General features: G+C 66.8%; 32 protein-coding genes, 1 tRNA gene and 1 pseudogene. 10 read left to right on the top strand and 24 right to left on the bottom strand.

What is annotated here, in order from left to right:
- Position 1: 1 nt before the first annotated feature.
- Positions 2–70 (bottom strand) — tRNA-Arg (locus tag QQK35_RS03045).
- Between the two features lie 43 nt (positions 71–113).
- Here QQK35_RS03045 and QQK35_RS03040 point away from each other — a divergent pair.
- From QQK35_RS03040 to QQK35_RS03020, 5 genes are all read left to right on the top strand, one after another.
- On the top strand, positions 114–488 hold the full coding sequence (locus QQK35_RS03040; protein WP_284252785.1) for a P-loop NTPase family protein: 375 nt from the start codon (positions 114–116) through the stop codon (positions 486–488).
- Positions 485–1360, top strand: coding sequence for a type II secretion system F family protein (locus QQK35_RS03035; RefSeq protein ID WP_284252783.1), 876 nt, complete (start codon positions 485–487; stop codon positions 1358–1360). Before QQK35_RS03040 ends, QQK35_RS03035 begins: the two co-directional genes overlap by 4 nt.
- Complete coding sequence (locus QQK35_RS03030; RefSeq protein WP_284252781.1) at positions 1357–1992, top strand: hypothetical protein; 636 nt, start codon at positions 1357–1359, stop codon at positions 1990–1992. Before QQK35_RS03035 ends, QQK35_RS03030 begins: the two co-directional genes overlap by 4 nt.
- A complete protein-coding gene (locus QQK35_RS03025) occupies positions 1920–2294 on the top strand; it encodes a type II secretion system F family protein (RefSeq protein ID WP_284252780.1) in 375 nt (124 codons plus the stop codon). The genes QQK35_RS03030 and QQK35_RS03025 overlap by 73 nt, the downstream gene beginning before the upstream one ends.
- A 79-nt stretch (positions 2295–2373) precedes the next feature.
- Positions 2374–2517, top strand: coding sequence for a hypothetical protein (locus QQK35_RS03020; RefSeq protein ID WP_284252778.1), 144 nt, complete (start codon positions 2374–2376; stop codon positions 2515–2517).
- Between the two features lie 164 nt (positions 2518–2681).
- On the opposite strand, the gene QQK35_RS03015 is transcribed toward QQK35_RS03020, so the two are convergent.
- Positions 2682–3071, bottom strand: a complete 390-nt coding sequence (locus QQK35_RS03015; protein WP_284252776.1) for a hypothetical protein — start codon at positions 3069–3071, stop codon at positions 2682–2684.
- 240 nt (positions 3072–3311) lie between these two features.
- On the opposite strand from QQK35_RS03015, the gene QQK35_RS03010 reads away from it, so the two are divergent.
- On the top strand, positions 3312–4232 hold the full coding sequence (locus QQK35_RS03010; protein WP_284252774.1) for a hypothetical protein: 921 nt from the start codon (positions 3312–3314) through the stop codon (positions 4230–4232).
- Positions 4225–4728: a hypothetical protein gene (locus QQK35_RS03005; protein ID WP_284252772.1), complete on the top strand. Its 504-nt coding sequence runs from the start codon at positions 4225–4227 to the stop codon at positions 4726–4728. The genes QQK35_RS03010 and QQK35_RS03005 overlap by 8 nt, the downstream gene beginning before the upstream one ends.
- 132 nt (positions 4729–4860) lie before the next feature.
- Here QQK35_RS03005 and QQK35_RS03000 read toward each other — a convergent pair whose 3' ends face one another.
- Positions 4861–5076 (bottom strand): hypothetical protein, encoded by a 216-nt coding sequence (locus QQK35_RS03000; RefSeq protein WP_284252770.1) that lies wholly within the window; start codon positions 5074–5076, stop codon positions 4861–4863.
- A gap of 71 nt (positions 5077–5147) precedes the next feature.
- On the opposite strand from QQK35_RS03000, the gene QQK35_RS02995 reads away from it, so the two are divergent.
- Positions 5148–5642 carry a hypothetical protein gene (locus QQK35_RS02995; RefSeq protein WP_284252768.1) on the top strand — a complete coding sequence of 165 codons (495 nt, stop codon included), beginning with the start codon at positions 5148–5150 and terminating at the stop codon, positions 5640–5642.
- Positions 5643–6053: 411 nt separating this feature from the next.
- On the opposite strand, the gene QQK35_RS02990 is transcribed toward QQK35_RS02995, so the two are convergent.
- The 17 genes from QQK35_RS02990 to QQK35_RS02920 all read right to left on the bottom strand — a co-directional run bounded on the left by QQK35_RS02990 (position 6054) and on the right by QQK35_RS02920 (position 17314).
- The gene (locus QQK35_RS02990) at positions 6054–6302 is read right to left on the bottom strand and encodes a hypothetical protein (RefSeq protein WP_284252766.1); all 249 of its coding nucleotides are present in this window, start codon (positions 6300–6302) and stop codon (positions 6054–6056) included.
- Complete coding sequence (locus QQK35_RS02985; protein ID WP_284252764.1) at positions 6299–6943, bottom strand: tail fiber domain-containing protein; 645 nt, start codon at positions 6941–6943, stop codon at positions 6299–6301. Before QQK35_RS02985 ends, QQK35_RS02990 begins: the two co-directional genes overlap by 4 nt.
- 37 nt (positions 6944–6980) lie before the next feature.
- Positions 6981–9620 (bottom strand): phage tail tape measure protein, encoded by a 2640-nt coding sequence (locus QQK35_RS02980; RefSeq protein WP_284252762.1) that lies wholly within the window; start codon positions 9618–9620, stop codon positions 6981–6983.
- Between the two features lie 97 nt (positions 9621–9717).
- A complete protein-coding gene (locus tag QQK35_RS02975; RefSeq protein ID WP_284252760.1) occupies positions 9718–10023 on the bottom strand; it encodes a hypothetical protein in 306 nt (101 codons plus the stop codon).
- A gap of 288 nt (positions 10024–10311) precedes the next feature.
- Positions 10312–10686, bottom strand: coding sequence for a P27 family phage terminase small subunit (locus QQK35_RS02970; RefSeq protein WP_284252758.1), 375 nt, complete (start codon positions 10684–10686; stop codon positions 10312–10314).
- A gap of 127 nt (positions 10687–10813) precedes the next feature.
- The gene (locus QQK35_RS20215) at positions 10814–10969 is read right to left on the bottom strand and encodes an HNH endonuclease (protein WP_425564992.1); all 156 of its coding nucleotides are present in this window, start codon (positions 10967–10969) and stop codon (positions 10814–10816) included.
- A 91-nt stretch (positions 10970–11060) separates the two neighbouring features.
- Positions 11061–11930, bottom strand: coding sequence for a hypothetical protein (locus QQK35_RS02965; RefSeq protein ID WP_284252756.1), 870 nt, complete (start codon positions 11928–11930; stop codon positions 11061–11063).
- Between the two features lie 11 nt (positions 11931–11941).
- Positions 11942–12349, bottom strand: coding sequence for an excisionase family DNA-binding protein (locus QQK35_RS02960; RefSeq protein WP_284252754.1), 408 nt, complete (start codon positions 12347–12349; stop codon positions 11942–11944).
- A gap of 130 nt (positions 12350–12479) precedes the next feature.
- Positions 12480–12659, bottom strand: coding sequence for a WhiB family transcriptional regulator (locus tag QQK35_RS20210; RefSeq protein WP_425565014.1), 180 nt, complete (start codon positions 12657–12659; stop codon positions 12480–12482).
- A gap of 38 nt (positions 12660–12697) precedes the next feature.
- On the bottom strand, positions 12698–13729 hold the full coding sequence (locus QQK35_RS02955) for an AAA family ATPase (RefSeq protein WP_284252752.1): 1032 nt from the start codon (positions 13727–13729) through the stop codon (positions 12698–12700).
- Positions 13726–14073, bottom strand: coding sequence for a hypothetical protein (locus tag QQK35_RS02950; RefSeq protein WP_284252750.1), 348 nt, complete (start codon positions 14071–14073; stop codon positions 13726–13728). Before QQK35_RS02950 ends, QQK35_RS02955 begins: the two co-directional genes overlap by 4 nt.
- 17 nt (positions 14074–14090) lie before the next feature.
- Positions 14091–14339, bottom strand: a complete 249-nt coding sequence (locus tag QQK35_RS02945) for a hypothetical protein (RefSeq protein WP_284252748.1) — start codon at positions 14337–14339, stop codon at positions 14091–14093.
- A 101-nt stretch (positions 14340–14440) separates the two neighbouring features.
- Complete coding sequence (locus tag QQK35_RS02940) at positions 14441–14641, bottom strand: hypothetical protein (RefSeq protein WP_284252746.1); 201 nt, start codon at positions 14639–14641, stop codon at positions 14441–14443.
- 126 nt (positions 14642–14767) lie between these two features.
- Entirely contained in the window at positions 14768–15220 is a 453-nt protein-coding gene (locus tag QQK35_RS02935; protein ID WP_284252744.1) for a hypothetical protein, read from the bottom strand.
- A gap of 4 nt (positions 15221–15224) precedes the next feature.
- Positions 15225–15863, bottom strand: a complete 639-nt coding sequence (locus QQK35_RS02930) for a hypothetical protein (protein WP_284252742.1) — start codon at positions 15861–15863, stop codon at positions 15225–15227.
- A 60-nt stretch (positions 15864–15923) separates the two neighbouring features.
- Positions 15924–16139 carry a hypothetical protein gene (locus QQK35_RS02925; protein WP_284252740.1) on the bottom strand — a complete coding sequence of 72 codons (216 nt, stop codon included), beginning with the start codon at positions 16137–16139 and terminating at the stop codon, positions 15924–15926.
- 38 nt (positions 16140–16177) lie between these two features.
- On the bottom strand, positions 16178–17314 hold the full coding sequence (locus QQK35_RS02920) for a recombinase family protein (RefSeq protein WP_284252738.1): 1137 nt from the start codon (positions 17312–17314) through the stop codon (positions 16178–16180).
- Positions 17315–17421: 107 nt separating this feature from the next.
- Here QQK35_RS02920 and QQK35_RS02915 point away from each other — a divergent pair, with 107 nt between their 5' ends.
- Together QQK35_RS02915 and QQK35_RS02910 are read left to right on the top strand one after the other, a co-directional pair.
- Entirely contained in the window at positions 17422–17805 is a 384-nt protein-coding gene (locus QQK35_RS02915; RefSeq protein ID WP_284252736.1) for a TadE/TadG family type IV pilus assembly protein, read from the top strand.
- A gap of 434 nt (positions 17806–18239) precedes the next feature.
- Complete coding sequence (locus QQK35_RS02910; protein WP_284252734.1) at positions 18240–18695, top strand: pilus assembly protein TadG-related protein; 456 nt, start codon at positions 18240–18242, stop codon at positions 18693–18695.
- Here the strand turns inward: QQK35_RS02910 and QQK35_RS02905 are convergent.
- The 4 genes and pseudogenes from QQK35_RS02905 to QQK35_RS02890 form a co-directional block, all read right to left on the bottom strand.
- Positions 18595–19143: a GlcG/HbpS family heme-binding protein gene (locus QQK35_RS02905; RefSeq protein WP_284252732.1), complete on the bottom strand. Its 549-nt coding sequence runs from the start codon at positions 19141–19143 to the stop codon at positions 18595–18597. The two genes, QQK35_RS02910 and QQK35_RS02905, sit on opposite strands and share 101 nt — an antisense overlap.
- Before the next feature lie 29 nt (positions 19144–19172).
- Positions 19173–21350 (bottom strand): malate synthase G, encoded by a 2178-nt coding sequence (locus tag QQK35_RS02900; protein ID WP_284252730.1) that lies wholly within the window; start codon positions 21348–21350, stop codon positions 19173–19175.
- Positions 21347–22728 (bottom strand): annotated as a pseudogene (locus tag QQK35_RS02895) (FAD-binding oxidoreductase). The gene QQK35_RS02900 and the pseudogene QQK35_RS02895 overlap by 4 nt, the downstream one beginning before the upstream one ends.
- Positions 22729–22824: 96 nt before the next feature.
- Complete coding sequence (locus QQK35_RS02890; protein ID WP_284252728.1) at positions 22825–24126, bottom strand: MFS transporter; 1302 nt, start codon at positions 24124–24126, stop codon at positions 22825–22827.
- Between the last annotated feature and the right edge of the window lie 71 nt (positions 24127–24197).

Here is a 24197-nt window from a genome sequence, read left to right as displayed (position 1 = left end):
GTGCCCTCGGGAGGATTCGAACCTCCGATGTCGCGCTTAGGAAACGCGGGCCGGTCCAGTCGGCGAGGGCTTGTCTGCTGCATAGCCGTAATAGTGACACAGGGCTCCCGGGCATGTGCTCGCTGCACGCCAACAGCGCGGCCGAGGCGCTGCGCAAGCTCGGCACTCTGCCGCTGCTCGCGGGCCGCAACATCGACGCGGCGTTCGTCGTGCCGACCGTCGCGGGGTCGATCGACGTCGTCGTGCACGCCGAGCTCGAGCGCGGCGGCCGTCGCCGGGTGCGCGAGATCGCCGCGGTCACCGGTGACGTCGGCGCCGACGGGCCCGAGATCGTGCCGCTGTTCGAGATCGACGGCGGGGAGTTGGGCGCCACGGGGAAGCTGCCGCCGCGCACGGCCAAGTTCGCCCGGGGCGGCGTCGACCCGGCCGTCATCCTCTGCGGGCGCGCGGGCGGCGACGCGGGCAGCGGCCCGGGAGGCGGCGCGTGAGTCCGCTCGCCGCCGGCGCGGGGCTGCTGCTCGGCGCGGGCGCGCTCCTGGTGGCTTCGCCCTGGCTGTGGCCGCGGGACCGGGCGCGGTCGCCACGGCGGTCGCGGCATCCGGAGCGCGGTCTCGCGGTGCTGCTGGTGCAGGCCGGGATGCCGCGCGTGCCCGTGGCGGTGCTGGTCGCGCTGAGCGTCCTGCTGGGTGTCGCGGTCGCGGCACTCGTCATCGCGATGAGCGGGGTCTGGGGGCTCGGCGGTGCGGTCGGACTGCTCGCGGGCGTGCTGCCCACGGCCGCCGTCTCCCGCCGCGCCCGGCACCGGCGTCGCGCGGTGCGTGCCGCCTGGCCCGACCTCGTCGATCACCTCGTCGCCAGCCTCCGCGCGGGCACGCCGTTGGCCGCCGCGGTCGGCGCGCTCGCCGGGGCGGGAACGCCCGAGACCCGCGCCGCCTTCGGCGAGTTCGAGCTGCGGGTGCAGGCGACCGGGGTCATGGGCCCCGCCCTCGACGACCTGAAGCACGCGCTGGCCGACCCGGTCGGCGATCGCGTCGTCGAGACGATCCGGCTCGCGCGCGAGGTCGGGGGAACGGAGCTGCCATCCGTGCTGCGCTCGCTCGCCGCGTCGTTGCGCGCGGACGCGGCGGTGCGCTCGGAGGCCGAGGCCCGGCAGTGGTGGGTGATCATCGCCGCGCGACTCGGCGTTGCCGCGCCGTGGGTCGTCCTCCTGCTCATCGCCTCGCGCCCGGAGGCCGCGAGTGCCTACAACTCGGCGGGTGGGATGCTGCTGCTCGCCGCCGGCCTGATCGTGACGATCGTTGCCTACCGGTTGATGCTCGTGCTGGGCCGCCTGCCCGAGGAGCAGAGGTGGTTCGCGTGACCCCCTGGATCGCCCTGGCCGTGCCCGTCGGGATCGTGCTCGGCGTCGGACTCTGGACCCTCGTCGCGCTCGTCCCGCGCGTCGGCGCCCCGCGGCTCTCGACCCGGATCGCGCCCTACGTCGCCGCCGTCTCGCCGGAAGCCCGCGACCTGGCGACGTGCCGGCCCGCGGTGCCGGTGTCGGTGATCGGCGAGCTGCTCCGGCCTGGAGCGGCCGGTCTGCTCGGCGGGCTCTCCGGCGTGCTGGGCGGTGATGAGGCGATCGAGCGCCGGCTGCGCCAGGCCGGATGGACGACGCCGGTCGCGCGGTTCCGGTCCCGGCAGCTGGTCGGGCTCGCGATCGGGTCGGCCGTGGGCGCGGCGCTGGTCGCGGGGCTGGTGCGAGCAACGGCGATCCCGCTCGTCGCGGCGGTCGCGGTCGGCATCGCGGCGGCGGCGGTTGGCCTGCTCGCGCCGGAGCAGCTGCTCGCGCGGGCGGCCCGAGCGCGGCTGCGACGGATGACCCACGAGTACCCGACGATCGTCGAGTTGCTGACCCTGTCGCTGGCCGCGGGGGAGGGGTGCTCGAGGCGCTGCGACGGGTCGCGCGGGTCGGCTCTGGCGAGCTCGCCCGCGAGCTCACGGTGGTCGTGACCGAGGTCAACGCGGGGGTTCCGCTCGCCGAGGCCCTGACCCGGCGCGCGGCGGCCATCGGCCTGCCGCCCTTCACCCGCACGGTCGATCAGCTCGTGGCGGCGCTCGATCGCGGCAGCCCCCTCGTCGACGTGCTGCGCGCCGAGGCGCAGGACGCCCGCGACGAGGCGAAGCGCGGGCTGCTCGAGGCGGCGGGGCGCAACGAGGTGGCGATGATGGTGCCGCTCGTGTTCGGCATCCTGCCCGTCACGGTGCTGATCGCGATCTGGCCGGGCGTGCTCGTGCTGCGGATGGGGTTCTGAGACGCCGACGTCGTCCGACGTCACTCGGCGTGACGATCTGTGACCAGACCCGACGCTTGGCTGCCATAGGGTCTCGCCCATGGCGTCGTTCATCTTCATCTACCGCGCGGGCCCCGATCCGGTGCCCGCCGACCGCGTCGCGGAGAACCGGGCTGCGTGGCGCGCCTGGAACGAGGCCCTCGGCGAGGACTACGGCATCCGGACCGCGGGGGCCGGCTCGTGACGGCGGGCGGCGTCGGCGATTCGGATGGCGTGGTGCGCGGTGCCTCGATGGTGCGGTTCGACTCCTCGAGGCCGCGGTCGAGGCGGCCAAGGGGAGCCCGAATCTCGCGTTCGGCGGAAGCGTCGAGGTGCTCGAGGAGCTCCAGCGCTAGGCGCAGCGGGCCGCTAGGCCGGCGACACCAGGAGCGCGAAGCCGACGAGCGTGGCACCGCTGGCGAACAGCACGATGCCGGCGCGGATGCAGTACTGCTTCTGCTTGTGGGCCTGCACGAGCGGGAAGCCGAGCGTCGGGCATCCGGCCCAGATCAGGGATGCCGTGCCGACCGCGGCGGCGACGATTCCGGCCCAGAACATCGTCGCCCCCCACACCGGGAGGTCGGTCGGGCGCCATCCGGAGGCCAGCAGGGGGCCCAGTCCCACCGCCGGCACGAGGAGCGCCGCGGCCAACCAGATCGTCCCGGTGCGGATGATGCGCTCGGTCTCGGCGGCCGGTGATTCCATCGGCTCGATCGCGATATCCGTGTGGTCGTGCGGGGACTCGATCAGATTGCTCACATGTCAACTATCTCTCCGATTGGTTCCGCCGCCGAACCGTCGGCCCTGTGGACAATGCCGTTCACGGCAGCGTTTCAGCGAGCACGATGGCCCGATGCGCGCGCGACTGATCCGTTTCCTGCGGGACGAGAGGGGCGACGTCCCCGGGTGGGTGCTCATCACGATGATGACGGCAGGACTGTCAACTTGGAATGAAACAGGGCAATGGCGATTCGGATACCAGAAGCCAGTCTCGATTGCATGACCACCGAAAAGACGAATCGCCAGAACAGAATCACGCACGAACTCGTCCAGCTCACCCCAGAGCTCGCCGAAAGGTGGCTCGGGCGGAACCTTGGAAACCGAAACCTCCGACGCCACAAGGTGCTCCAGTACGCCCGCGACATGCGCGAGGGCAACTGGCAGACGTCCGGCCAGGCGATCCAATTCGACTGGGATGGGCGACTCATCGACGGACAGCACCGTTGCGAGGCCGTCATCGAATCCGGCGTCACGATCACCGTCCTTGTCGTGAAGGGTCTCAACCCACAGGCGCGGGGAGTCATCGACACGGGCGCTAAGCGATCGGGTGGGGATGCGCTCCGCTTCGCCGGCTATGCGCAGGACCCAACGCTTCTGGCAGCCGTCGCGCGTCTCGCAGATGCGCGAGAGAACGGCTACCTGCGGACCGCCATGGCAGCCAATGTGCCGTCGCTCTCAAACGCCGACGTTATCGCGTGGGTCGAGAAGAACCCGAGGGTGAGTAGCGCACTCTCAATCGCGCGACGCACCTATCGCGAGATCAACATTCAGCCGTCCGTGTGGACTTACTGCCTCTACGAGATGGGCAAGGTCGACGAGGGTGCCGCGTCCGAGTTCGCGCAATCGATCGCGGACATGCGTCTGGACGGCCGAGGCGATCCGCGACGGGTATTACTCGACATCTTCCACCGAGCAGCGACAGGCCAACGTCGGAAGCCCGACGTAGCCGAAGCGATCTACATCGTCTACCGCGCCTGGAACGCATGGGCACGTGGCCAGCAGTTGACCCAGATCATCCCCGGCAAGGCGGACACAGGCGGCAACGAGATTCCGTCGCTCGAGGCCCCTACCCCTGGGGATAGGAACGGCAGTCGGTCGATGCCAGAATCTGCGCAGTCAGGAAGGAACCCTCATGAATGAAGTAGATCAGGACCGGATGCCTGCAGATGAGACGCCGGTTACTTCTTCACTCGTCGCGGCGCTCACCAACCCATTCGCGATAGTCGCGATAGTGGTCGCGCTTTGCGTCGGGATCGGCGGGACGCTCGCAGTGCAAGGAATTGCCAGCGCAGCCAACCATGGTGCCGAGACATCCGGCGTCCAGCCCGAGAAGCGTTCGCTCTTCGTTCAAGCTCTCAGCAAATGCGGCTTGGGGGCTCATAGCACTGGGATCTCGGTCGGTGACGGCGGTAAGTCGCTTGCTCTCGACAATCAAGGCAACGACGACATCGACGGTCTGAGCATCGACGACGAGCTCTGCGTCCTCAAGGCCCTCAAGGTTCCCGACGCCACTCTTGACGAGATGGAAGCCACTCGCGCTCTCGATGGCCGGCAGAGCGACTCATGGGGTCAGGTGCGGGCGTCGTGGAGCTACCACCCCGACCAGGGTCTCGACGTCATCCTGCAGGCCAAGTAGAGGCATCCCGTGGATGATCTCAGCGACGGCGTAGCGCCGAACTGCCCCTCATGCCTCGAGCCAATGGAGCTCGACGACGGCGCCTGGTCGTGGCGGTGCGCCTGCTGTCAAGAATTCATTCGACCTGGCCAGTTAGGTGGCCCGGTCTAGCAAGTCGCCAAGAAGGCCGTTCTGATACTCCAAGAGGCCTGCGATGTCGTCGAGACGAGAGAGAACGTCCTTGATCGTCGGCTGCGATCCGATCTCGCGCCCGGTGGAACCCGAGCCCCTCGGCGGGTCGAACTCGCCGTTCCTGATCGCGTTGAGGTCCCCAAGAAGGAAGGAGATCTCTTTCAGTTCCTTGAGCATCTCTTGTTGAATATCCGCCATGTTGGGGACATTACCCCGCGACAGTGACTCAGCGGCGCTATTGTCGCGGCATGGCAGAAGCTCCTCGCCAAAGGGCGCTAGCAGATGACCTGAATCGAGCCATCGTCAACGAGAACGACAGCTGGCGCGGAATCTATGACGGAGTCGAGGCACCGGCATGGTACTTGAGGCTCTTGACACAGCTGTTGCTCCTGATCGATGACAACGAGATCAAGTACCTAACGAGCCGTGTCGACTACGGAGAGAGCAGCTTCGAATTTGAACTTCTGGTCTTCACTGAGACCAAGGTCGTTACGGCTCGAGGCAAAGGCACCACCTCCGACGACGTCAACGCTGAGGTGTGGGCTCAAGGGAGGTCTGCCATTTCAAGAGTCTCCATCTCTGGGGGACACGGGCCGTACGTTCACGAGTTGGGCAGCACTTCGTGGCCCGGCAGGGTTGTGATCAAGGTCACCCTTGACGATCAAGAGCTGACCCTGCCTGCTGGCCGAGCACGTTCTGATGCCCTCGTCGGGTTCTTGCCTTCTTTGCTTCGCGGCCTGTGACTCTCGCATGCCTGACTACGAGTACCGCTACGAGACGATCGGCTCGAACATCCGACCCGTGCATACCGCCGACCGTGAGAGGGTGGCCAACGAAGACCTCGCCCGCCTCGCAGCCGTGGGGTGGGAACCGATCAGCGTCACCCGACCGGACGTGTTGTCGTCAATCGGATGCCCGCTCCGCAGGCCGGCGAACTAGTTGCCCAGCTTGTCGAGACCTCCTCCAACGTCCTGCCCGTCGCGACGGCCAGTTCTGCCGATGCGAACGAGATCGCAAGGCAAGCGCCATCCACTAGCTCATCTGCCGTGACAGCCGGGATCATCATCTTGGCCATGTTGTAGAGCTGCGGAAGATCAGGCTCTACCGCCGCGACGGTGGAGATCAGCGCGATTGCTGCTTCATGTGCGCCTTGGTCATGACAGGCGCTCCCGCTCCGCATTCAGGAGGAACAGGACCGCGTTGCCGACCGCGGAGAGTGCCCCGACTAGCTGGGCTGTCGATTGGGCCGCGGCGTGTGCTTCCATCTCGTAGATCGTCTGCGGGTCGTCGGCGAAGCCATGCAGCTTCTCGAATGCGACCAGCCGCTCCGTGAGCTCTGCTTGTACTTCGGCGAAGCCGGCCAGCGCTGCGTGCAACCTCACGAGCTCGTCCTGTGCAGTCATCTGTTCTCCAATGCCTTGAGTCGTGCCTCGTGATCCTGCATGGCTTCATCCAGCAGCTCGGCGTACATGAACGGTATGACCCACATGAGCTGCTGCTGCAACCCAAACGGTTCGCCATCCTCATAGTCGACGAGCTGGGTGAAGCCGGCCGCGTCGAGATCTTCGGCCATCGCACCGATCCAGAGATAGGCGTCGTCGGGGTGCTGCTCAACGGCCTCCCGGTAGCGGAAGTAGTAGACGTGGATCGCTCGAAGTACCTCAAGGGTGGTGGACGCGCGCGTGATGTCCTGCTTGAAGCGGCGCGATGACGTGAGGAACCCGAGCTGCTTCGACGTGTTATTGACGTAGACAGCACGAGACCCGCCGCCTGCCGACGAGAGGTCGTTTGCCTGCACCCCGGCTGAGGTAATGCCGGCCGCCGCCGTCACACGGCCGGAAGTCGATAGACCGATGCCGGTTGGGTCGTCGACCGGCCCCGCCCAGACGACCCCCGAGCTCGCAAGGCCGGCGACCTGGGCTGCGAGGTTGTCGACGAGTTGTTTGAGCTTCTGGACGGTGTTGTATGTCTGTCCGCCGGTGGGTTGCTCGAGGATCTTCACCCTAGCGAAGAGCGCTTTCAGGTCAGCCGCGAACTGGCTCATCGCGTCTGGCTGAATCCTCGGATATCCGTTGCCCATTTCAGAATCCCTTCATCGCGCCGCGCACACGCACGGCGACCGAGTTGCCGGCCATCGCCGCGGCTTGAGCCAGGTCAGTCGGACCGTTGACGCTGATATTCACCGGAACGACCGGCCCCGAAACCTCGGGCGTATGAGCGAGAGGTGCCGAGTAGCGGGGCGCTGAGACGTACCCTCCCGACGAATAGCCCGAGATCGTGCCGCCCGCGTTCATGTACTCGAGCGCCGCACGGTTCGCCGGCTTAGCCGTCGCCCGAGCGTTCGTAACGAACTCACCAGAAGCCGCATGGATGAGCATGTTGTCCCGCGTCGACGGCGGACCGGGCAGAATTCCGCCCGTAGCGCGCGCGACAGTCTTACCCGGCATGCCTACCTTGGCGATGACATCTTTCGTGTTCAACGCCAGCTGAATCAACTGCCGCAGCGCAGCAGACGGCTGCGACGTGTCCGCGATGACCTTGATTTCCTTGTCTGACGGGATCGCCGCGACCTTGTCTGCAATCTCCTGCGCCTGCGCCGCCGTAGCTCCGAAGTCCAAGGCCCGCTGGATGACGTCAGCGCGAGTCTGCTTCAGACGCTTCACGTAGTCGTCCGTGTTGCCATCAAGTTTGAGCTGAGCGTCGGCCGCGTCCTGACCCTTCTTCGCCAGGTCGGCCAAGACTTCTGCGTTCGCAGACCCGGCAGCAGTCGACTCATCCAACGCTGCAGCACCCCGGCCGTGCGCCGCAACGTAGTCGTTCACGGCCTTCGTGGAGTCGGCGAGGGCCTTCTGGTAGTCGGCGTTCGCCGACACCGCATCCTGACCGACACCGTTCGCCTTGTTGATGGTGTCGGTGAGTTGCGTGATCTGATCGTCAAGCGACGCGACCTGATTCGCGGCGTCCAGATACGCAGACGCGGCATCCTTAGTACCGTCCGCGTTTTCCTCAGTAGCCTTCTTCAGTTCCTTGCTGTTCGTTACAGCCTGCTTGACGTTGCCCGACTGCTGCCCCAACGCATCCGAAACAGTGTCGATGTCGCGGCCGTATCTGTTGTACGGCGTGCCATCAGACGTCGCTCGGTAATAGTCGAGTTCCTTATTGACCTTCGTCAGCGCGGACGCGTTCCCCAGCGCAGCCGACGTGAGGGTATCGATCCCGATACCGAGCTTCTTCGCTGCGGTGAACGCGCCCGAATCCTGCAAATTCTTCGCAACAATCGCGCGCGTGTTCTTCGTGATCGCCGACGTCTGCTCATTCAGGCTCAACGTAATGTCGTCGATTTGCGCCTGATTCTTGGCCTGCACCTGCGCCCAGAGACCGACGATGGCCACCAGGCCAGTGATTGCGATGCCAGTTGCTGCGCTCATCAGCCCGACCGTTTTCATCGATACGTGGAGGAATTCGAGGGCGTCTTTGAAGTCGGCGAGCTTCGGAATGATTGTGAACACCGCGCCAGCCATGAGCGCGAGCGCCGCGACAACGGCACCAACCGCGAGGACCGTACCCTGCACGCCTGCCGGCAACGCACCGTACGCGCGCACCAGACCCGTGAGGATCTGCACCGAGTCGCGCAGCACGTCGTTCGCGGTCGCACCCGTACGGATCAGGTTCGTCTGGAACGCAGCCCCCAGCTTCGACAGATCCCCATTGAGGTTGTCCATCTTGCCCTTGGCCTGCTGCGCAGCGAACCCCGAATCGTTGACCTCGTCAGTCCACTTCTGGATACCCTTCTGCCCCTCCGCATACAGCACATTCGCGCCGTTGATCGCGCGGCTGCCGAAGATCGTCGCCTCAGCACTGTTCCGCTGCGCATCCGTCAAACCGCCCAGCTTGTCCTGCAACTGACCGGCCAGCCCCGCCAGACCAACGAACTTGCCCGACGCGTTGTACACGTTGATGCCGTACTGCTTCATCAAATCCGATGCCTCGGCAGACGGGTTCGCCAACTTCAGAAGCGCCTGCCGCAGATCCGTACCAGCGGTCTCGCCAATCAGACCCGCATTAGCGAACGCCGAAAGCGTCCCGATCGTCTCATCCAGCGACACACCGAACTGCGACGCGACCAGACCGCCGGACTTCAGCGCCTCACCCAGATCCTGAACTCCACCGAGGGCCTTATCCGCGCCGGCCGTCAACAGGTCAGCGACGTGCGGAACGTCGGAGCCCTTCAACTTGAACTGCGTCAACGCGATAGTCGCGATCTCCGTCGCATCCGCCACATCGATCTGACCCGCCGCCGCAAGCTGCAACGCGCCCTGCAGCGCGCCGCCCATGATGTCCTTCACGGACACGCCAGCCTTGACGAGCTCGATCTCCGCATCCGCCGCCTGCGACGCGCTAATACCGATGCTCTGACCCAACGTCAACGCCGCTTCGGACAGCTTCGCCATGTCGTCGCTGGTCGCGTGGGACAGGGTCTTCACCTGAGACATCTGCGCGTCGAAATCGGCGAACGACTTGATCGCCACCGCAACACCAGCAGCGACAGCCGTCCCAAACAGCAGCAACGAATGACCGAGCGACGTCATCGCCTGCCCCTGCTGTGCGAGCTTCTGCGAGGCCGTTGCCGTCGCCGACGTCGCCTTTCGCGCCTGCTCCATGCCGGCGAGGTAGTTGGAAACTGTTGCGGTGAGACGTATCGTCTCGACTCTTTCCGCCATTTTGCGGGCCTCTGTTCAGTTGTGTATTCAGTTATAGCCGGACGAAGCCGGGCAACAAAAAAGCCGCCCCGAAGGACGGCAAACTCCTACTACTCGACTACACCGACAAGTCCAAAAGCTCTACACGCAACTGCTCCACCAATACGGCGCGCTGCTCATCCGAAAACTCCAATGACACCCGATCCATCAACTTCACAATCAGCAACGACATCGACGGAATCGGCCCCATGGGATCCGCCAATACGTCCGAAAACGTCTGCTTCGACATCGCCGCATCCTCAGTCAAGACCGCCAACCAAAAACGCAACGCACGCGCCTGTGTCTCCATAGCGCCCTTGATGAACTCCGTCAGATCATTACCCGACAAATCAGTCAACCAATCCGTCATCTCATCCAACTCCATTTCTCATCGTGGCTATTTGGGCGACCGAATCTCGGGACGCCCGCCTCGCGCAGCTTGTTCCAATCCGGACTCTTGTAGGGCGTGCCGTACGTCTTGAACCAGCCTTGTGAAATCGCGAACGCATCACACGCGGCCTCAAACCGAGTCGCCGGCCCCATCGACAAGTCCTTCGGCGTAGATAGGCCATGAAGACGCAGCCACTCGCTCGTCGCCCTCAACGAGTCCCACACAAGGTCTGAGCGATCTAGCAGCTCAAACGGCACCGTTCCGTTCTCCTCTGGCACACGCTTACGCAGCACCCTGAACAGCCTTCCTCGACCGCCATGACGCCTGAGCAGCCCGCTTCGCCGACGCCTGACGGGCAGAGAGCACCGCACCTACCTCCTCGGCGTCAAGGTTGAGCTGAGCAAGCAGACGCGCAAAAGACGTCTGCTGCTGCCGCAACTCAGGCACCGCAGGATGCACCACCGTCTGGCCCCGCGAACCCGTCACCGTCTCCCCATCGCGAGCCACAGCAGCGGCCAGACCATCGATCACATCCAGCGTCCGACACGTCTCGAGCACCAACTCACGATCGTGAACGTCGCCCTCCAAGTCGCTCATGATCGAGCTCCAGAGACCGCGACCACGAGCCTTCAACACCTCAGGGATGTCATCTGACATTCGAATGCTCCTTCCAGTCGCATGTAAAACCAGGGTCTCCGCATCGCCGCACCCGTTAGAGCCCTCCCCGGCGGTACCCGAGCTGAATCGCGCGAAGGCTCCTCCCCACCCTTGGTCGAACATGTGTTCACCAGGTGAGGCTTGCTCCTCGAGACGAGTTGCAGGACAGGTGCGCGGTAGCGAGGTTGCTTGGGTCATCGGTTCCACCCATCGACCGCGGAAGCAGATGATCTACCGTCGCGGCGAGCTTGTTTGGAACCTTGAGCGATGGGTCGATCGTCAACTCGCATAGCCAGCATTGCCATCCATCGCGCTCGAAGATCTCGTAGCGACGAATGGAATGGCGCTTGTTCTTGTATGCAGCGTGGGCGCGATCATCGCGCGTAGTCGACGCTGGTCGGGTTCACGTAGCCGGATGCGGCGCCTGGCCGAGAGTCGAGGCTGCGTGCAGCGAGGCCGCTGTCGGCGAGCAGCGAACGGACGGTTCGTGCGTCCTGAGCGACGATGAGCTGGAGTCGCTGCGCCTGCTTGAGGTCGCGGGCAGCAGCAGCAATGACGGGGTCGGCGTCGCGGAGGTTGCCGTAGATAGCGTCCATCCAAGTATCGACGTCCCGGCCTCGACCACTTGCGGCGAGGTAGCTGGGTAGTTCGGTCAGGACCGCGGCCACCTCGTTGATGTCGCCTCGAGAGATCCGCTGGGTGATCGTGAATGCCGTGAGGCTGGGGTCAGCATTGAACTCTGCCTTGAGGCGCTCCCACGCACGACCGATGCGCATCTCGTTGAGGAGCTGCTGGTTTGTGTCTCCAGTGTTGGCAGTGAGCCGGCCGACCGCAGCATCGAACATCTGCTGGGCGGCGTTCGTGAAGGTGTCAGCCTGCTGCACGATCCCGTCTACGTCGGTATCGAGCTCCGCGGCTTTGGCTTGGATCTGCTGGGTGGCGTACTGCGCTGTGATCTGGTTCGCGGCTAGTTGGTCTCGAACCTGCGCGAGGGTGACGTTGAACTGAACGATCACGGCATGGAAGTCGTTGTCGATCCTCTGCGCTACGCCGTCGAGAGGGCCGAACGCCCAGCCCTGCTTCAAGGCGCGCTTGCGCACAGCGTCGGCGTAGATCGTGTCACCGTGGAGTACTGCATTCGTGTATTCCCTTAGGGCGGACTTGGCGTCCCCAACCCTGGCTTCAGCACGGTAGCGGGCGTCGTAAGCCTCGATGTTGAGGCCGGCCGTTGCGAGGTTAGACATGGTGCTCCTGTTCAGTTGTTCGCGCGCATGGCGCGGTAGTGCTCGAAGTCCTCGCGGGCGATCAGCAAGGTGTTGGCGGGGGTTCGCGTTGCGCGGAGACGTCCCTTGTCGATGGCTTTCCGGATTGCCCGGTCGCTGACTCCGAGCAGGTTGCCCGCTTGGGTCGTTGACAGCCATGGTGTTGCAGCTTGCTTCAAGTCTGGCGTCGGTTCCGGTGGGTCCGGGGTCGAAGTTCCGAGAGAGGACCGCCAGGCGATGGCGGCCTTGGTTAGCGCCGTGAGTTGCATGTCGATGAACGGGTCTACGCCGCGGTTGTCGAGGCTCCACCGTTCGAGGCCTGCGTACTTGAGGAGCACTGCGGCGGTTCGGCCGTGGAGGATCACGTAGTCGCCGAAGACGTAGGTCTCCGCCGGCCTCATCGGGTCACCCCAGGTGTGTCACGCCATGCGTGGAGTGCGCTCCGTTCGGCTTGCATCCCCATGCAGGCGTAGCAGCGTGGGAGGAGGAGGTGGCCGACGTGCCGGTCGCAGCGGATTCCGTTGTCGCGGATCATGAGCGTCCCCACCTCCTGCCTGCCCAGATGCCACCTCGCGGTCGTGCTGTGCGGGCGTATTCGGCGCATGAGCTGTTGAGCGGGCATTGAGCGCAGAGGCCTCGGACAGTGTCGGGGCGGGTGTCGTCGTCGATGAAGCGTTGGTCGTTGATGCAGAGCGGTTGGAGATCGTCCATTGCCTTGAGGAGTCGCGCGTAGGTGTCGTCTGCTTTGCTCACGCGACCACCTCAAGGCGCGTGTCCGAATCGTCCGAATGTCCGAATGGGATGTCTGTTTCGGACACTCGGACACTTCGGACAGGGGCGTAGAGACCCCGTGAGAGCTTGGTGACGCGGCCGGAGTCATCTGCGCGCCGCAGGTACTTGCCGAGCTCGTCGTTGCCCATGCCGGTGATCGTCGCCAATTCGCGAGGGCGGATCCCCTCAGGGAAGCGCTCGATCGCCGAAATGACATCTGCCATCCGATCGCTGACCCCTGCTGTAACGCGTTGTAGGCGCGCTGCGTCGGCCGACTCCTCGAGCGAGGCCCCATCAAGCGTCCATCGGCCCCGTTCATCCAGGCTCAGGGCATACTCGCCCTCGGCCGCGTCTCGGCTGGTGACCTGCAGCGTCGCCGTCTGGTCGTGGCGATTGCGCTTGAGGACAAGCACGGTGTCGGCGGCTCCAGCGATCCCTTGGGTGCCGGAGACAGCGTCGAGGAAGTCTTCCCCGCCGCTCTTGCGCGTGTGGTGGACGATGAGCAGAGACGACCCGGGAACTTCATCGACGATGCTCTTGAGAGCGCTCAGGGTCGCGTAGTCGTGCGAGTAGGCGTTGCTGTTGCCGGCGGGCGGCATGACGCGGCCGAGGGTGTCCAGGATGACGACTGGATCCAGGCCCGCGTAGTTGGTCACGTAGTCGCGGATCGACTTGATCACTTCGCCTTGCGGGATCTGTGTCGTGAACTCGAGCATGTGGCTGAGGTCGGACGCTCCGAGGCTGCGCAAGCGGGACTGCAGGCGGCGAGCGCCGTCTTCGAGCGCGAAGTATCGGACCGGACGGCGCGGACCGAGCGGGATCGTGCCGAACGCCTCAGCTCCCGTGGAGATTCCGAGCGCGAGGCCGAGCACCATCCACGACTTGCCGATCTTCGGGGTCGACGCGAGGATGCTCAATCCCTCTGGGATCAGGCCGGGTACGACGTACTTCAGCGGGTCGAACTCCTGATTCATGAGCCACTGGGCGTTGAAGGTGGTGGGCGTGTTCACGCGGATGCCTCCGTCCAGAGGCGGTCGGAGATGTGTGCGTAGAAATCGCCGAATCGCTTCCCGGGGTTGTTGGCTACCCAGTACCAGGCGTCGCGTTCGAAGCGGAGGCCGTCGTCAATGTAAGTTGCGCCGGACCTGTAGCCGTCGCTGTGGCCGACGACATAGAAGCCGGCGAGCGCAGGGGTCAGATCGTGGAGGTCAAGCTCGCCACCGACGAGCTTCCAGAGAGCGTCGTCGAGTTGGGTTTCGACGGTCGAACCGACGGGGCATGGGAGAATGGATCGGGTTGTGTTGAAGGCCGTTCGATCGGAAGTCGGGCGGCCTTCTGCCTTGATTGCGGACATGGGTTGTGTCCCTCTGTTCAGTTGTCGTCGTTGTTGAAGCGGCCGTCGGCCCAGTACGGGTCATCGGACCAGCGGACGCCGGGGGCAATGCTCTGTAGGGCGTGAGCGGCGGTGGGATCGGCGTGACCTTGAACGAAGAGCTCGAAACCGCGCCAAGCAGCGCCCGCGGTGGTATCGATTCGTCGCCCCACGAACGCCTCGAGATATTGGTCGACGGCGTCACGCGCGATCCCGGCGCGGTAGGCGCGACGAATCAGCTTGGACATCTTCGACGGCCTGAACTCGATGTCGGCAGCGGCGAATCGGAGCGAGGCGTATCGGATGAGCTCTTCGACCGTGTCGTGGATCCCGGTCGCTCTTGTGTCGGTCATGCGGCGCCGCGAAGGAGTGTCGCGATGCGGTCGCGCTGTTCGGGAGTGAGCGGGGGAGCGTCGGCTACGACTTTGGTGACGTAGTCCTCGAGGCGTGCCGCCTTCAGGTTTCGGCGGGCGTTGATGAGATCGGGGTCGTCGGGTTGACGATCTCGGGAGAGAGCGGCGACCTTGGCACGCTCGACGGTCCAGGACACGGAAAAGCCTCCGTAGCAATGAGCAAATTGCCCTCTGCTAGGAGGCTTGTGATGAGCACCGGGGAGCCAACCTTGATGGTCCAACGCCGAGTGCTTCCGACTTTAGCACCTATGTTCGATAGATCGCTAGCCGCCGCCGACGAAATGTGTCAGTTCGACTTCGCGAATGCCGAGCCCGACCAGAGCCGCAAACCGGTTGGTGTATTTGTCCGTCTGCGCGACGATTGAGCGGCGACCGCACTCCGGGCATGCAAGCACCCAGCGAATGCGAAAGTCCTCTGAATAGAACGTCATTGGGTCGCCCTCTGCATCGGAGTGAGATACCCATTCAGCACCCTTGAGGTATTGGGTCGTCACGCCGGAGATCGGCACCGTGGTCTCCTCGGCGGGGTCGTGGTAGGCGCTAGTTGAGATGAACCAGTGCAGTTCCTCGTTGCGGATCTCCGGCAAGAACGTGGCGATGCGCCACTTCTTGTGAGGGTCGGCATGGCCGCCCTTGCAATAGACGGAGACGTAGTCGTCGCTCCGTGCCGTAGCTGGCGACGGCGAGACGTTCTTCCAGTTCTTCTTGCGACTCACGAGGCTAGAGCACCAGCTCTTCGTTGTTCAGTTCGCGTGCACGACTTGCAATGTCGAGCAGAGCGAAAGCGAGCTCCTCGACGTTCTCTATCGGGTTGTCGCGCATGCCTGCTCGGAGGCCGTAGTCGGGCACCCACTGGCCGTCGCGTCTAATCAATCTGCATCGGAAAGCTGGCGTGCTTCGGTCGCATGCGACATGTGCCTCGCACTTGTCGAGATTGCGACGGTCTTCGTTGTGCCAGCCAAGGAATGTGTCGCATCCCTCGACTCTGCAACGCACGACTCGGCGCTTCGAGGTGAGTACGGCGACCTCGATCGGATCGTCGCTGGTCATCACCTCAGCCGTGCTCATGCCGAGGTCAAGGTCGGTCCCGTCGCGGTGAAGGCGAGCCCAGTCGATCATCTTTCTAAGGTCGGCCTTTGGCAGCTCTCGTCGGGGTCGTACGACAATCCGCAACGTCGCTGGTTCGAGGTAGATACCGCCGACCGTTCGTTCCGCCAGAGCCTCGTCGGCGGCGCCATCTTCGGGGAATGATTCTTCAACCGGTCGTTGATCGTCGGATCGGCTCCAGATTTCCCATAGAGCGAATGGCGCCCCGGGCTCTCCCGCGCGCACTTCACGCTTCTCTTCCACCGCAATCATCGGTTCGACTCCTCTCAGATGTCCCTCAACGGGCGAACGGAACGCGGCTCAGTTCTTCAATCACGACTCACGCTCGCGTCTCCATTCGATCTGAACATCTGCCGGATCGAAGACCCGGGTGTTCTTCTGTCTAGCCACTGCCACGGTCATCAACGTGTCGATCGTGGCTCGACGCTTCGACAACGAAAGGCCGCCCCACACGGCCCGAACGTCACTGGCTGCGAGGAGTTCATCCAGACCGCTCGAGTCGTCCGCCTCGGCGATGCTCTTCTCCACCGCATTGAGCTGGTCCGTCAGTTTCCGAGACTCCGTTCTCACCGCTGCAAGGGACAGAAGACCCTCCGAGAGTGCCGCCGCCAGATCGTCCCGCCGGCGCCTGAGGTCATCGGCGCGTTCATGCAGGGGGCCACCTCGACCTTGGGCTTCAGCAGACGGGATGCGTCGGGCTGGCTCAGCCGCGCGACGAGGACTTCCTCGACGAGCTCATCCACCCGAGTCTGATCTCGCTGCACGCACCATTTGCTTGAGCATGCGTAGACGACCCTCCGGGCGCGACTGGGACCGCGAACGTAGTCGGGCCGTGCCATCAATCGACCCCCGCAAACGCCACAGAGAGCGAGGCCCGAGAGGAGGTACTTGGTGCGGTTCGACCAGCTATCAGGCTTGCGGCGTTGGCGCTTGCTGGCCTTGAACGCTTCCCACGTCTCGCGTGGGACGATCGGTTCCCAATCGCCGACAGCGACTTCCTCGCCGCGATAGAACCTCAGCCCCGCATAGGCCGGGTTCGAAAGCCGGGCACTTAGGGTGCTGATGCTCCATGGTCGATCGGTCGTGGTTGCGATGTTGCGCTCGTTGAAGTTGTCGACGATGCCGTATAGCGATTCTCCGGCCAGGAACCGGTCGTAAGCCTCGCGAATGATCCCTGCCTCCTCGGCGACGACCTGCACACCGTCCATGGTGCGCTCATAGCCGTAGGGCCGGTTGCTGAATTGCCAAACGCCGTTACGTGCACGCTGAACGTTTGAAGCGGCTTGACGAGCGCCCTTCTGCTCCACCTCGTAACGGGCAACGTGGCCCAGCATCCCTGCTGCCATTCGTCCGGCGGGAGTGGTGAGGTCGATCTCTCCAGCCTTCACCGTGAGGATCTGTAGCGCGTGCTTCTCGGCGACCTCGACCAGGTCGACCAGGTCGCGAACCCTGCGATAGAGGCGGTCCGTGTGCCACGTGATGATCGTGTCGATCTCGCCGGCACTGATCAGCGACAGCATCCGCGTGTACTCCGGTCGAATCCCCTTGGAAGCGGAGACGTCGTTGTCGATGAACTCGTGCACGACGCGGATCTTTCGCGAGGTGGCGAGGCGTCGGCATTCGCTGAGTTGGCGCTCGACAGCTTGCCCTTCACCCGTCTTGTCGAGCGATTGCCTGGCGTAGATCGCGGCTGTCATCGGCATGACCCTATTTTACGTCATACCGGCCTCGTGATCCTGATCTGGGGGATCGCCGGGCCCGCGCTGGGGCAGGTGTTCCAGGCGGCGCTCGCGCGTGTCACCGGATTCTGATGCGGACCGCGCGGGATGCGGGATCGGCGCCCGCGGAATTCGTGATGGTCGCGGCTCTGCTCACCGTGCTCACCCTCGGGGTGCTGCAGCTCGGCGTCGCGTTGCTGGTGCGCAACACGGCGCTCGACGCGGCCGCGGAGGGCGCGAGGTTCGGGGCGCTCGCCGACAACCGGCCGGCGGACGGGGCCGTGCGCACCCGCGAGCTCATCTCCATGGCGATCGGAGGCGAGTACGCGCGCGACGTGCGCGTGACGACCGGGGAGTGGCGCGGGCATCCGGCGGTCACGGTCACCGTGCGCACGACGCTGCCGGTGCTCGGCCTGCTCGGCATCGGCGAGGGGCTGGAGGTCGCGGGGCATGCGGCGCGCGAGACGCTGGGCTGAGCGCCCGCACGGCGACGCCGGGTCGGCGTCGATCGAATTCCTCACGGTCGGGCTGCTGCTGCTCGTGCCGCTGGTGTATCTCGTGATCGCGCTCGCCGCGGTGCAGGGCGCGGCGCTCGGGGTGGAGGGGCGGCGCGCCAGGCCTCGCGCGTCTTCGTCCAGTCGCCGGACGAGGCTTCCGCCGAGGCGGCGGCCGGTACGGCGATCGCCGTCACGCTCGGCGACTACGGGCTGGATGCCGACGACGCCCGCGTCCGGATCACCTGCACGCCGCATCCCGGCCGCTGCCTCACGCGTCGCGGCTTCGTCACCGTACGGATCGACGCGTCCGTCGCGCTGCCGCTCATTCCGCCCGCGCTCGGGACGGTGCTGCCACTGCAGATCCCGGTCGCGGCGACTGCGACCGAGCAGGTGTCGCGATTCTGGGGCGCCGGATGAGGCGGCACGCACTCGCCACGCGCCGCGCCCATCACGACGACGGGTCGACCCTGCCGTTGATCCTCGTCTTCGGGCTGGTCGCCCTCGTCTTCGTGCTGGTCGTGGCGGCGGCGACCGGCCTCTACCTCGACCGCAAGCGGCTCTACACCCTCGCCGACGGCGCGGCTCTCGTCGGCGCCGAGTCGTTCCGGCTCGACGAGGTGCACCGGATCGCCGGCGGATTCCGCCCCGACCTGACCCCGGACCAGGTGCGGGCGTCGGTCGCCGCCTATCTCGCGGCCGAGCCGTCCGACGAGTTCCGCGACCTGCGCCTCGAGCGGGCGACGACGCCCGACGGGAGGAGCGCTGTGGTCACCCTGTCGGCGACGTGGCAGCCGCCGGTGCCGATCCCGTTCGTGCCGGACGGCATCCGGATCCGGACGACCGCGACGGCACGCGCGGTGCTGCGGTGAGCCGCGAGCGCCCGCCGCTGAGTACGTCAGTCGACGGGGTCGGCACCGATCGCGGCGAGCACGGCGCGAGCGATCTCGGCATCCTGATCGGGAGTGCCGCCGGCCACCCCGAACCCCCGACGAACCGGCCGTCGAAGCGCAGTGGCAGTCCGCCCTTGATGTTCGTGAGCAGGTTGCCCGATCCGGCCGGGAGGATCGCGGCGAGCGGGTCCGGCATCCAGCCGCTCGCACGTCGCGTCGACGCCGAGGTCTGCGCCTTGCGGCGGCCGGTCTCCGCGCTGTGCGGCGTCGTGCCGTCGGCGCGCGCGTAGGCGACGAGCGCCATCGCCGGGTCGGCGACGGCGACCGCGACCGGCAGCCCGGCCCGGGCGCCCTCCTCGATCGCGAGCGCGACGATGTGCAGCGCGAGCTCGTGGCTCACGGCGCTGGTCTGGATGTACTGCTGCATGTCTTCCTCTCGTCCCGGTGCGATCGGGATCAGCCGCGTGCCTTCGCCTCGCGGCGTCGGCGGTGCAGGATCGGCTCGGTGTAGCCGTTGGGCTGCCGGGCGCCCTCGAAGATGAGGTCGCAGGCGGCCTGGAACGCGATCCCGTCGAACGCCGGCGCCATCGGGCGGTAGTCCGGATCGCCGGCGTTCTGCTCGTCGACGACCGCGGCCATGCGCGCGAGCGACTCCCGCACCTGCTGTTCCGAGACGATGTCGTGTCGCAGCCAGTTCGCGAGCAGCTGGCTCGAGATGCGCAGCGTCGCACGGTCCTCCATGAGGGCGACGTCGTGGATGTCCGGCACCTTCGAGCAGCCGATCCCCTGATCGATCCAGCGCACGACGTAGCCGAGGAGCGACTGCACGTTGTTGTCGACCTCCTCCTGCCGCGCCGCCGCGTCCCACGACGACGGGTCGCCGAGCGGGATCGTCAGCAGCTGATCGAGGGTGCCGCGCCGGTGGCCGGCGAGCTCCTGCTGGCGGGCGCGCACATCGACGCGCAGATAATGCAGCGCGTGCAGCGTCGCGGCGGTGGGCGAGGGCACCCAGGCCGTGGACGCGCCGGCGCGCGGGTGGCCGATCTTCTGCTCGAGCATGTCGGCCATCAGATCGGGCATCGCCCACATCCCCTTGCCGATCTGCGCATGACCCGGCAACCCCGTCTCGAGGCCGATGTCGACGTTCTGATCCTCGTAGGCGAGAATCCACGGCTGGGCCTTGAGCTCGGCCTTGCGCACGATCGCCCCGGCCTCCATCGAGGTGTGGATCTCATCGCCCGAGCGGTCGAGGAACCCCGTGTTGATGAAGACCAGCCGGTCGGTCGCCTCGGCGATGCAGGCCTTCAGGTTGACCGAGGTGCGCCGCTCCTCGTCCATCAGGCCGAGCTTGAGCGTGCGGGCGGGCAGTCCGAGCAGCCGCTCGACGCGGGCGAAGAGATCGACCGTGAAGGCGACCTCGGCGGGGCCGTGCTGTTTCGGCTTGACGATGTAGACGGAACCCGCGGTGCCGTTGCGCTTCGGGTTCGCGGCGTCGATGCCGGGCAGCGCGCAGAGCGCCGTCAGGATCGCGTCGAGGATGCCCTCGCCGATCTCGGCGTCATCCGGTCCCCACCGGACCGCGTCGCTCGTCATGAGATGCCCGCTGTCGCGCACGAAGAGGAGGGAGCGCCCGGGCAGGGTGAACGGCGAGCCGTCCGGCGCGGTGTAGGCGCGATCCTCGGCGAGACGCCGGGTGATCGTGCGGCCGCCCTTGTCGAACGTGTCCTCGAGGTCGCCGCGATTCAGCCCCAGCCAGTTGCGGTACGCGAGCACCTTGTCGGCGGCGTCGACGACGGCGACCGAGTCCTCGAAGTCGATGATCGTGGTGAGCGCCGCCTCGGCGAGCACGTCGCTCAACCCGGCGGCGTCCTCCGCGCCGATCGGCGAGGCCGGGTCGAACTGCAGCTCCCAGTGGATGCCGTGACGCCGCAGCAGCACGGCATCCGGCCGCGCCGGGTCTCCCCGCCACCCGGCGAACCCATCGGCCGCGGCGAGCGCGCCCGGCCCGGCCGGAAGCGCGACCACGAGCCTTCCGTCGACCACCGTGTACCCGGTCGCGTCCCCGTGCGACCCGCTCACGAGCGGGAAGAGCTCGTCGAGCAGGCGCCGCACCTCGACGATCACCTGCGCCCCGCGTTCGCGGTCGTAGCCGCCGAGCGCGGCACGACCCGGCAGCGCGTCGGTGCCGTACAGCGCGTCGTACAGCGAACCCCAGCGCGCGTTCGCGGCGTTGAGCGCGTAGCGCGCGTTGGTCACGGGCACCACGAGCTGCGGCCCGGCGAGCTCGGCGATCTCCGGGTCGACGCCGTCGGTCGTGACGGTGACCTCGGCGGGCTCGGGCACGAGGTAGCCGATCTCCGTCAGGTGCGCACGGTAGGCCTCGGCATCCCAGGGCGTTCCGGTGTGCGCGCGGTACCAGCCGTCGAGGTCGGCCTGCAGCCGGTCGCGCTCGGCGAGCAGGGCGCGATTGCGCGGCATGAGCTCGGTGACGATCGACTCCACTCCCGCCCAGAAGGTCGCCTCGTCGAGGCTCGCGCCGGCCAGCGCCTCCTCCCGCACGAAGTCGTGCAGCTCGCGCGCGATGCGCAGGCCTCCCACGCTGACGCGGTCGGTGCCGGTGGCGGTGTCGGTCATGCGTGGTGCTCCTCGTAGATGCTGCCGGGGTTCAGGATGCCGTCGGGGTCGAGCGCCCGTTTGATGCGTTGCCCCAGGTCGAGTGCGTCGGGTCCGATCTGGTCGACGAGCCAGGGGCGCTTGAGCTTGCCGACGCCGTGCTCGCCCGTGATCGTGCCGCCGAGCGAGATCGCGAGCGTCATGATCTCGCCGTAGGCGCGGTTCGCCCGCGCCCCTCCGCGGGGTCGTCGGGGTCGAACACCACGAGCGGGTGGGTGTTGCCGTCGCCCGCGTGCGCGATGAACGCGATCGTCACGTCGTTGGCGCGGGCGATCGCCTCGACGCCGTGGATGAGTTCGGGCAGTCGCGGGATGGCGACGCCGACGTCCTCGAGCAGCAGCCGGCCCTTCGCCTCCACCGCCGGGATCGCCGCACGGCGCGCGCTCGCGAGCCGCTCGCCGCGCTCCGGGGTGGTCTCCTCGACCGAGATCGGGTCGTGCGCGCGCAGGATGGCGAGGATCGTGGTCAGCTCGCGGGCATCCGGACCGGCGTCGTCGGTGCCGGCGAGCACGAAGCCCGCCGCCTCGCGGTTCAGGCCGAGCGCGAGCTGGTCCTCGACGGCGTTCACCGCCGCGCGGTCCATGTACTCGAGCATGCTCGGGCGCACGGCGGCGGCGATCTCGGCGATCGCCTCCGCCGCATCCTCGGTGCTGCGGAACCACGCGGCGACGGTGCGATGCGTCGGCGGCGTCGGCAGCAGGCGCAGCGTGACCTCGGTCACGATGCCGAGCGTGCCCTCGCTGCCCACGAACAGCTGCAGCAGCGACAGGCCGGCGACGTCCTTGACGAGGCCGCGGCCGAGTCGCACCGCGCGCCCGTCGGCGAGCACGACCTCGAGTCCGAGCACGTAGTCGGCGGTGACGCCGTACTTGACGCAGCACAGGCCTCCGGCGTTCGTCGCGATGTTGCCGCCGATGGAGCAGATCTCGAAGGATGCCGGATCCGGCGGGTACCAGAGCCCGCGCTCGGCGACGGCGGCCTTCAGCTCCGCGTTGAGCAGACCCGGCTGCACGACCACGGTGCGGGTGCGCTCGTCGATCTCGATCGCGCGCATGCGCTCGGTGCCGATCACGAGGCATCCGTCGAGCGCGGTCGAGCCGCCGGACAGGCCGGTGCCGGCGCCGCGCGGCACGATCGGCACGCGATGCTCGGCGGCCCAGCGCACGGCGGCCTGCACCTCGGCGGTGGTGCGCGGGAGCACGACGGCCAGCGGCGTGCCGGCGTCCGGATCGAGCGCGCGGTCGCGGCGGTACGGCTCGAGCTGCGGGGCCTCGGTGAGCACGGCATCGAGCGGAAGCGCTTCGCGCAGCTTCGGGAGATCTGCCGACCCGACCGCCATCGCGTTCCCTCGATTCCACTATGCGGAATTTACTTTCCACAATCTAATCGAGAGTATCCCGTGCACGGGCCCCGCGCACAACGCGACGCGGCAGGCTCACGCCTCCTCGGCCGGCGCCGATCCCCGCGGCGGCCCCGGTGCGGGCCCGCGCGGGGTCCCCCGCGTCGAGGCCTGCGGATGCACGCGGGGCAGAAACACCCGCATCATCACGCCCCCGACGAGCCCGACCACCCCGAGCAGCGCGACCGCGATCGGGAGCCCGAAGACCGCCGTCACCGCCGAGATGGCCAGCGGCGTCGCCGCGCCGCCGGTGTCGCTGGTGAACCGCCATGCGCCGAGGAACGGGGCCGGATCCCTCGGGTCGGCGAGGTCCGCGCCGAGCGTCATCATGATCCCCGCCCCGAGTCCGTTCGCGACGGACAGCAGCAGCGCGACGCCGATGTACCACAGCTCGCTCCCCGGCAGGTCGTGCGTGAGCGACAGCAGCACGAAACCCGCGCCGAGCCCGAACGAGACCGGCAGGGCGACCCAGAGGCGGCCGAACCGATCCATGATCGATCCGCCGAGGTAGAACAGGAGGAAGTCGACGACGTTGGCGGTGCCGATGACGACGGCGGTCGTCGTCTCGTCGAGTCCGATGCTGACCGCCCAGAGCGGGATCACCACCTGCCGGCCGGTGCGCAGGCCCGTGATGGTCGACACGGCGACGCCGAGGGTGAGCAGCGTGCGGCGGCGGCTGCGCAGCATCCGGAACAGCCCTCGGGCCTCGCGCTCCACCTCGCGCTCGCCGCGGGTCTCCCGCCCGCCCGCGCGCATCTGGGCCTCGGGATCGCGCAGGACGATCAGGCACACCGCCGCCGCCAGGCAGCCGACCACCTGGATCCAGAACGACGCGGCCGGGTCGTGGGTCAGCTGCAGCAGCCCGGCCGTGAGGAACGGACCGACCAGGTAGCCGAGCCGCTGGCTGCCGCCGATCGTCGAGAGCGCCCGTGCCCGGTACTTCGGCGGCACGAACGTCGTCATGAAGGCGTGGCGCGCGAGCAGGAACACCGCGGTGGCGAGTCCGATGACGAAGATCCCCGCGCCGAGCACCCAGGGGTTGGGGGCGAAGTAGCAGGTGATCAGGCCCAGCACCGCCAGCACCGACGCGCCGATCATCGCGTTGCGTTCGCCGATGTGCGCGATCACCTGCCCGCTCGGGATATCGCCGACGAGCTGGCCGACGAGCAGCATCGTCGAGATGAGGCCGGCGATCGCGAGCGAGGCGCCGAGGCTGTGGGAGACGACCGGGATGATCGGCAGGATCGCGCCCTCACCGGTCGAGAACAGCGTGCTCGGCAGAACCGCGACCAGGATCACCGCGCTCCACCGGAACCGGGACTCGGGGGAGCTGCTCATCGCTCTCGTCACCCTACGCGCGACCCGGGGTCCTCCGGCCAGGGCCTGTGACCGGGGCGCCGGTAGGGTTG

The sequence above is a fragment of the Pseudolysinimonas kribbensis genome (assembly GCF_030161895.1).
Classification (GTDB): domain Bacteria; phylum Actinomycetota; class Actinomycetes; order Actinomycetales; family Microbacteriaceae; genus Pseudolysinimonas; species Pseudolysinimonas kribbensis.
The sequence above is the reverse complement of the archived record's forward strand: the minus strand, read 5'-3'. Positions and strand labels throughout refer to the sequence as shown.

Bases quoted from the DNA above. Each gene is read 5' to 3' on its own strand.
- QQK35_RS03040 (WP_284252785.1), top strand. From the start codon at position 114: ATGTGCTCGCTGCACGCCAACAGCGCGGCCGAGGCGCTGCGCAAGCTC.
- QQK35_RS03020 (WP_284252778.1), top strand. From the start codon at position 2,374: ATGGCGTCGTTCATCTTCATCTACCGCGCGGGCCCCGATCCGGTGCCC.
- QQK35_RS03010 (WP_284252774.1), top strand. From the start codon at position 3,312: ATGACCACCGAAAAGACGAATCGCCAGAACAGAATCACGCACGAACTC.
- QQK35_RS03005 (WP_284252772.1), top strand. From the start codon at position 4,225: ATGAATGAAGTAGATCAGGACCGGATGCCTGCAGATGAGACGCCGGTT.
- QQK35_RS03000 (WP_284252770.1), bottom strand. From the start codon at position 5,076: ATGCTCAAGGAACTGAAAGAGATCTCCTTCCTTCTTGGGGACCTCAAC.
- QQK35_RS02995 (WP_284252768.1), top strand. From the start codon at position 5,148: ATGGCAGAAGCTCCTCGCCAAAGGGCGCTAGCAGATGACCTGAATCGA.
- QQK35_RS02990 (WP_284252766.1), bottom strand. From the start codon at position 6,302: ATGACTGCACAGGACGAGCTCGTGAGGTTGCACGCAGCGCTGGCCGGC.
- QQK35_RS02985 (WP_284252764.1), bottom strand. From the start codon at position 6,943: ATGAGCCAGTTCGCGGCTGACCTGAAAGCGCTCTTCGCTAGGGTGAAG.
- QQK35_RS02980 (WP_284252762.1), bottom strand. From the start codon at position 9,620: ATGGCGGAAAGAGTCGAGACGATACGTCTCACCGCAACAGTTTCCAAC.
- QQK35_RS02975 (WP_284252760.1), bottom strand. From the start codon at position 10,023: ATGGAGTTGGATGAGATGACGGATTGGTTGACTGATTTGTCGGGTAAT.
- QQK35_RS02970 (WP_284252758.1), bottom strand. From the start codon at position 10,686: ATGTCAGATGACATCCCTGAGGTGTTGAAGGCTCGTGGTCGCGGTCTC.
- QQK35_RS02965 (WP_284252756.1), bottom strand. From the start codon at position 11,930: ATGTCTAACCTCGCAACGGCCGGCCTCAACATCGAGGCTTACGACGCC.
- QQK35_RS02960 (WP_284252754.1), bottom strand. From the start codon at position 12,349: ATGAGGCCGGCGGAGACCTACGTCTTCGGCGACTACGTGATCCTCCAC.
- QQK35_RS20210 (WP_425565014.1), bottom strand. From the start codon at position 12,659: ATGGACGATCTCCAACCGCTCTGCATCAACGACCAACGCTTCATCGAC.
- QQK35_RS02950 (WP_284252750.1), bottom strand. From the start codon at position 14,073: ATGTCCGCAATCAAGGCAGAAGGCCGCCCGACTTCCGATCGAACGGCC.
- QQK35_RS02945 (WP_284252748.1), bottom strand. From the start codon at position 14,339: ATGTCCAAGCTGATTCGTCGCGCCTACCGCGCCGGGATCGCGCGTGAC.
- QQK35_RS02930 (WP_284252742.1), bottom strand. From the start codon at position 15,863: ATGATTGCGGTGGAAGAGAAGCGTGAAGTGCGCGCGGGAGAGCCCGGG.
- QQK35_RS02920 (WP_284252738.1), bottom strand. From the start codon at position 17,314: ATGCCGATGACAGCCGCGATCTACGCCAGGCAATCGCTCGACAAGACG.
- QQK35_RS02915 (WP_284252736.1), top strand. From the start codon at position 17,422: ATGCGGACCGCGCGGGATGCGGGATCGGCGCCCGCGGAATTCGTGATG.
- QQK35_RS02910 (WP_284252734.1), top strand. From the start codon at position 18,240: ATGAGGCGGCACGCACTCGCCACGCGCCGCGCCCATCACGACGACGGG.
- QQK35_RS02905 (WP_284252732.1), bottom strand. From the start codon at position 19,143: ATGCAGCAGTACATCCAGACCAGCGCCGTGAGCCACGAGCTCGCGCTG.
- QQK35_RS02900 (WP_284252730.1), bottom strand. From the start codon at position 21,350: ATGACCGACACCGCCACCGGCACCGACCGCGTCAGCGTGGGAGGCCTG.
- QQK35_RS02890 (WP_284252728.1), bottom strand. From the start codon at position 24,126: ATGAGCAGCTCCCCCGAGTCCCGGTTCCGGTGGAGCGCGGTGATCCTG.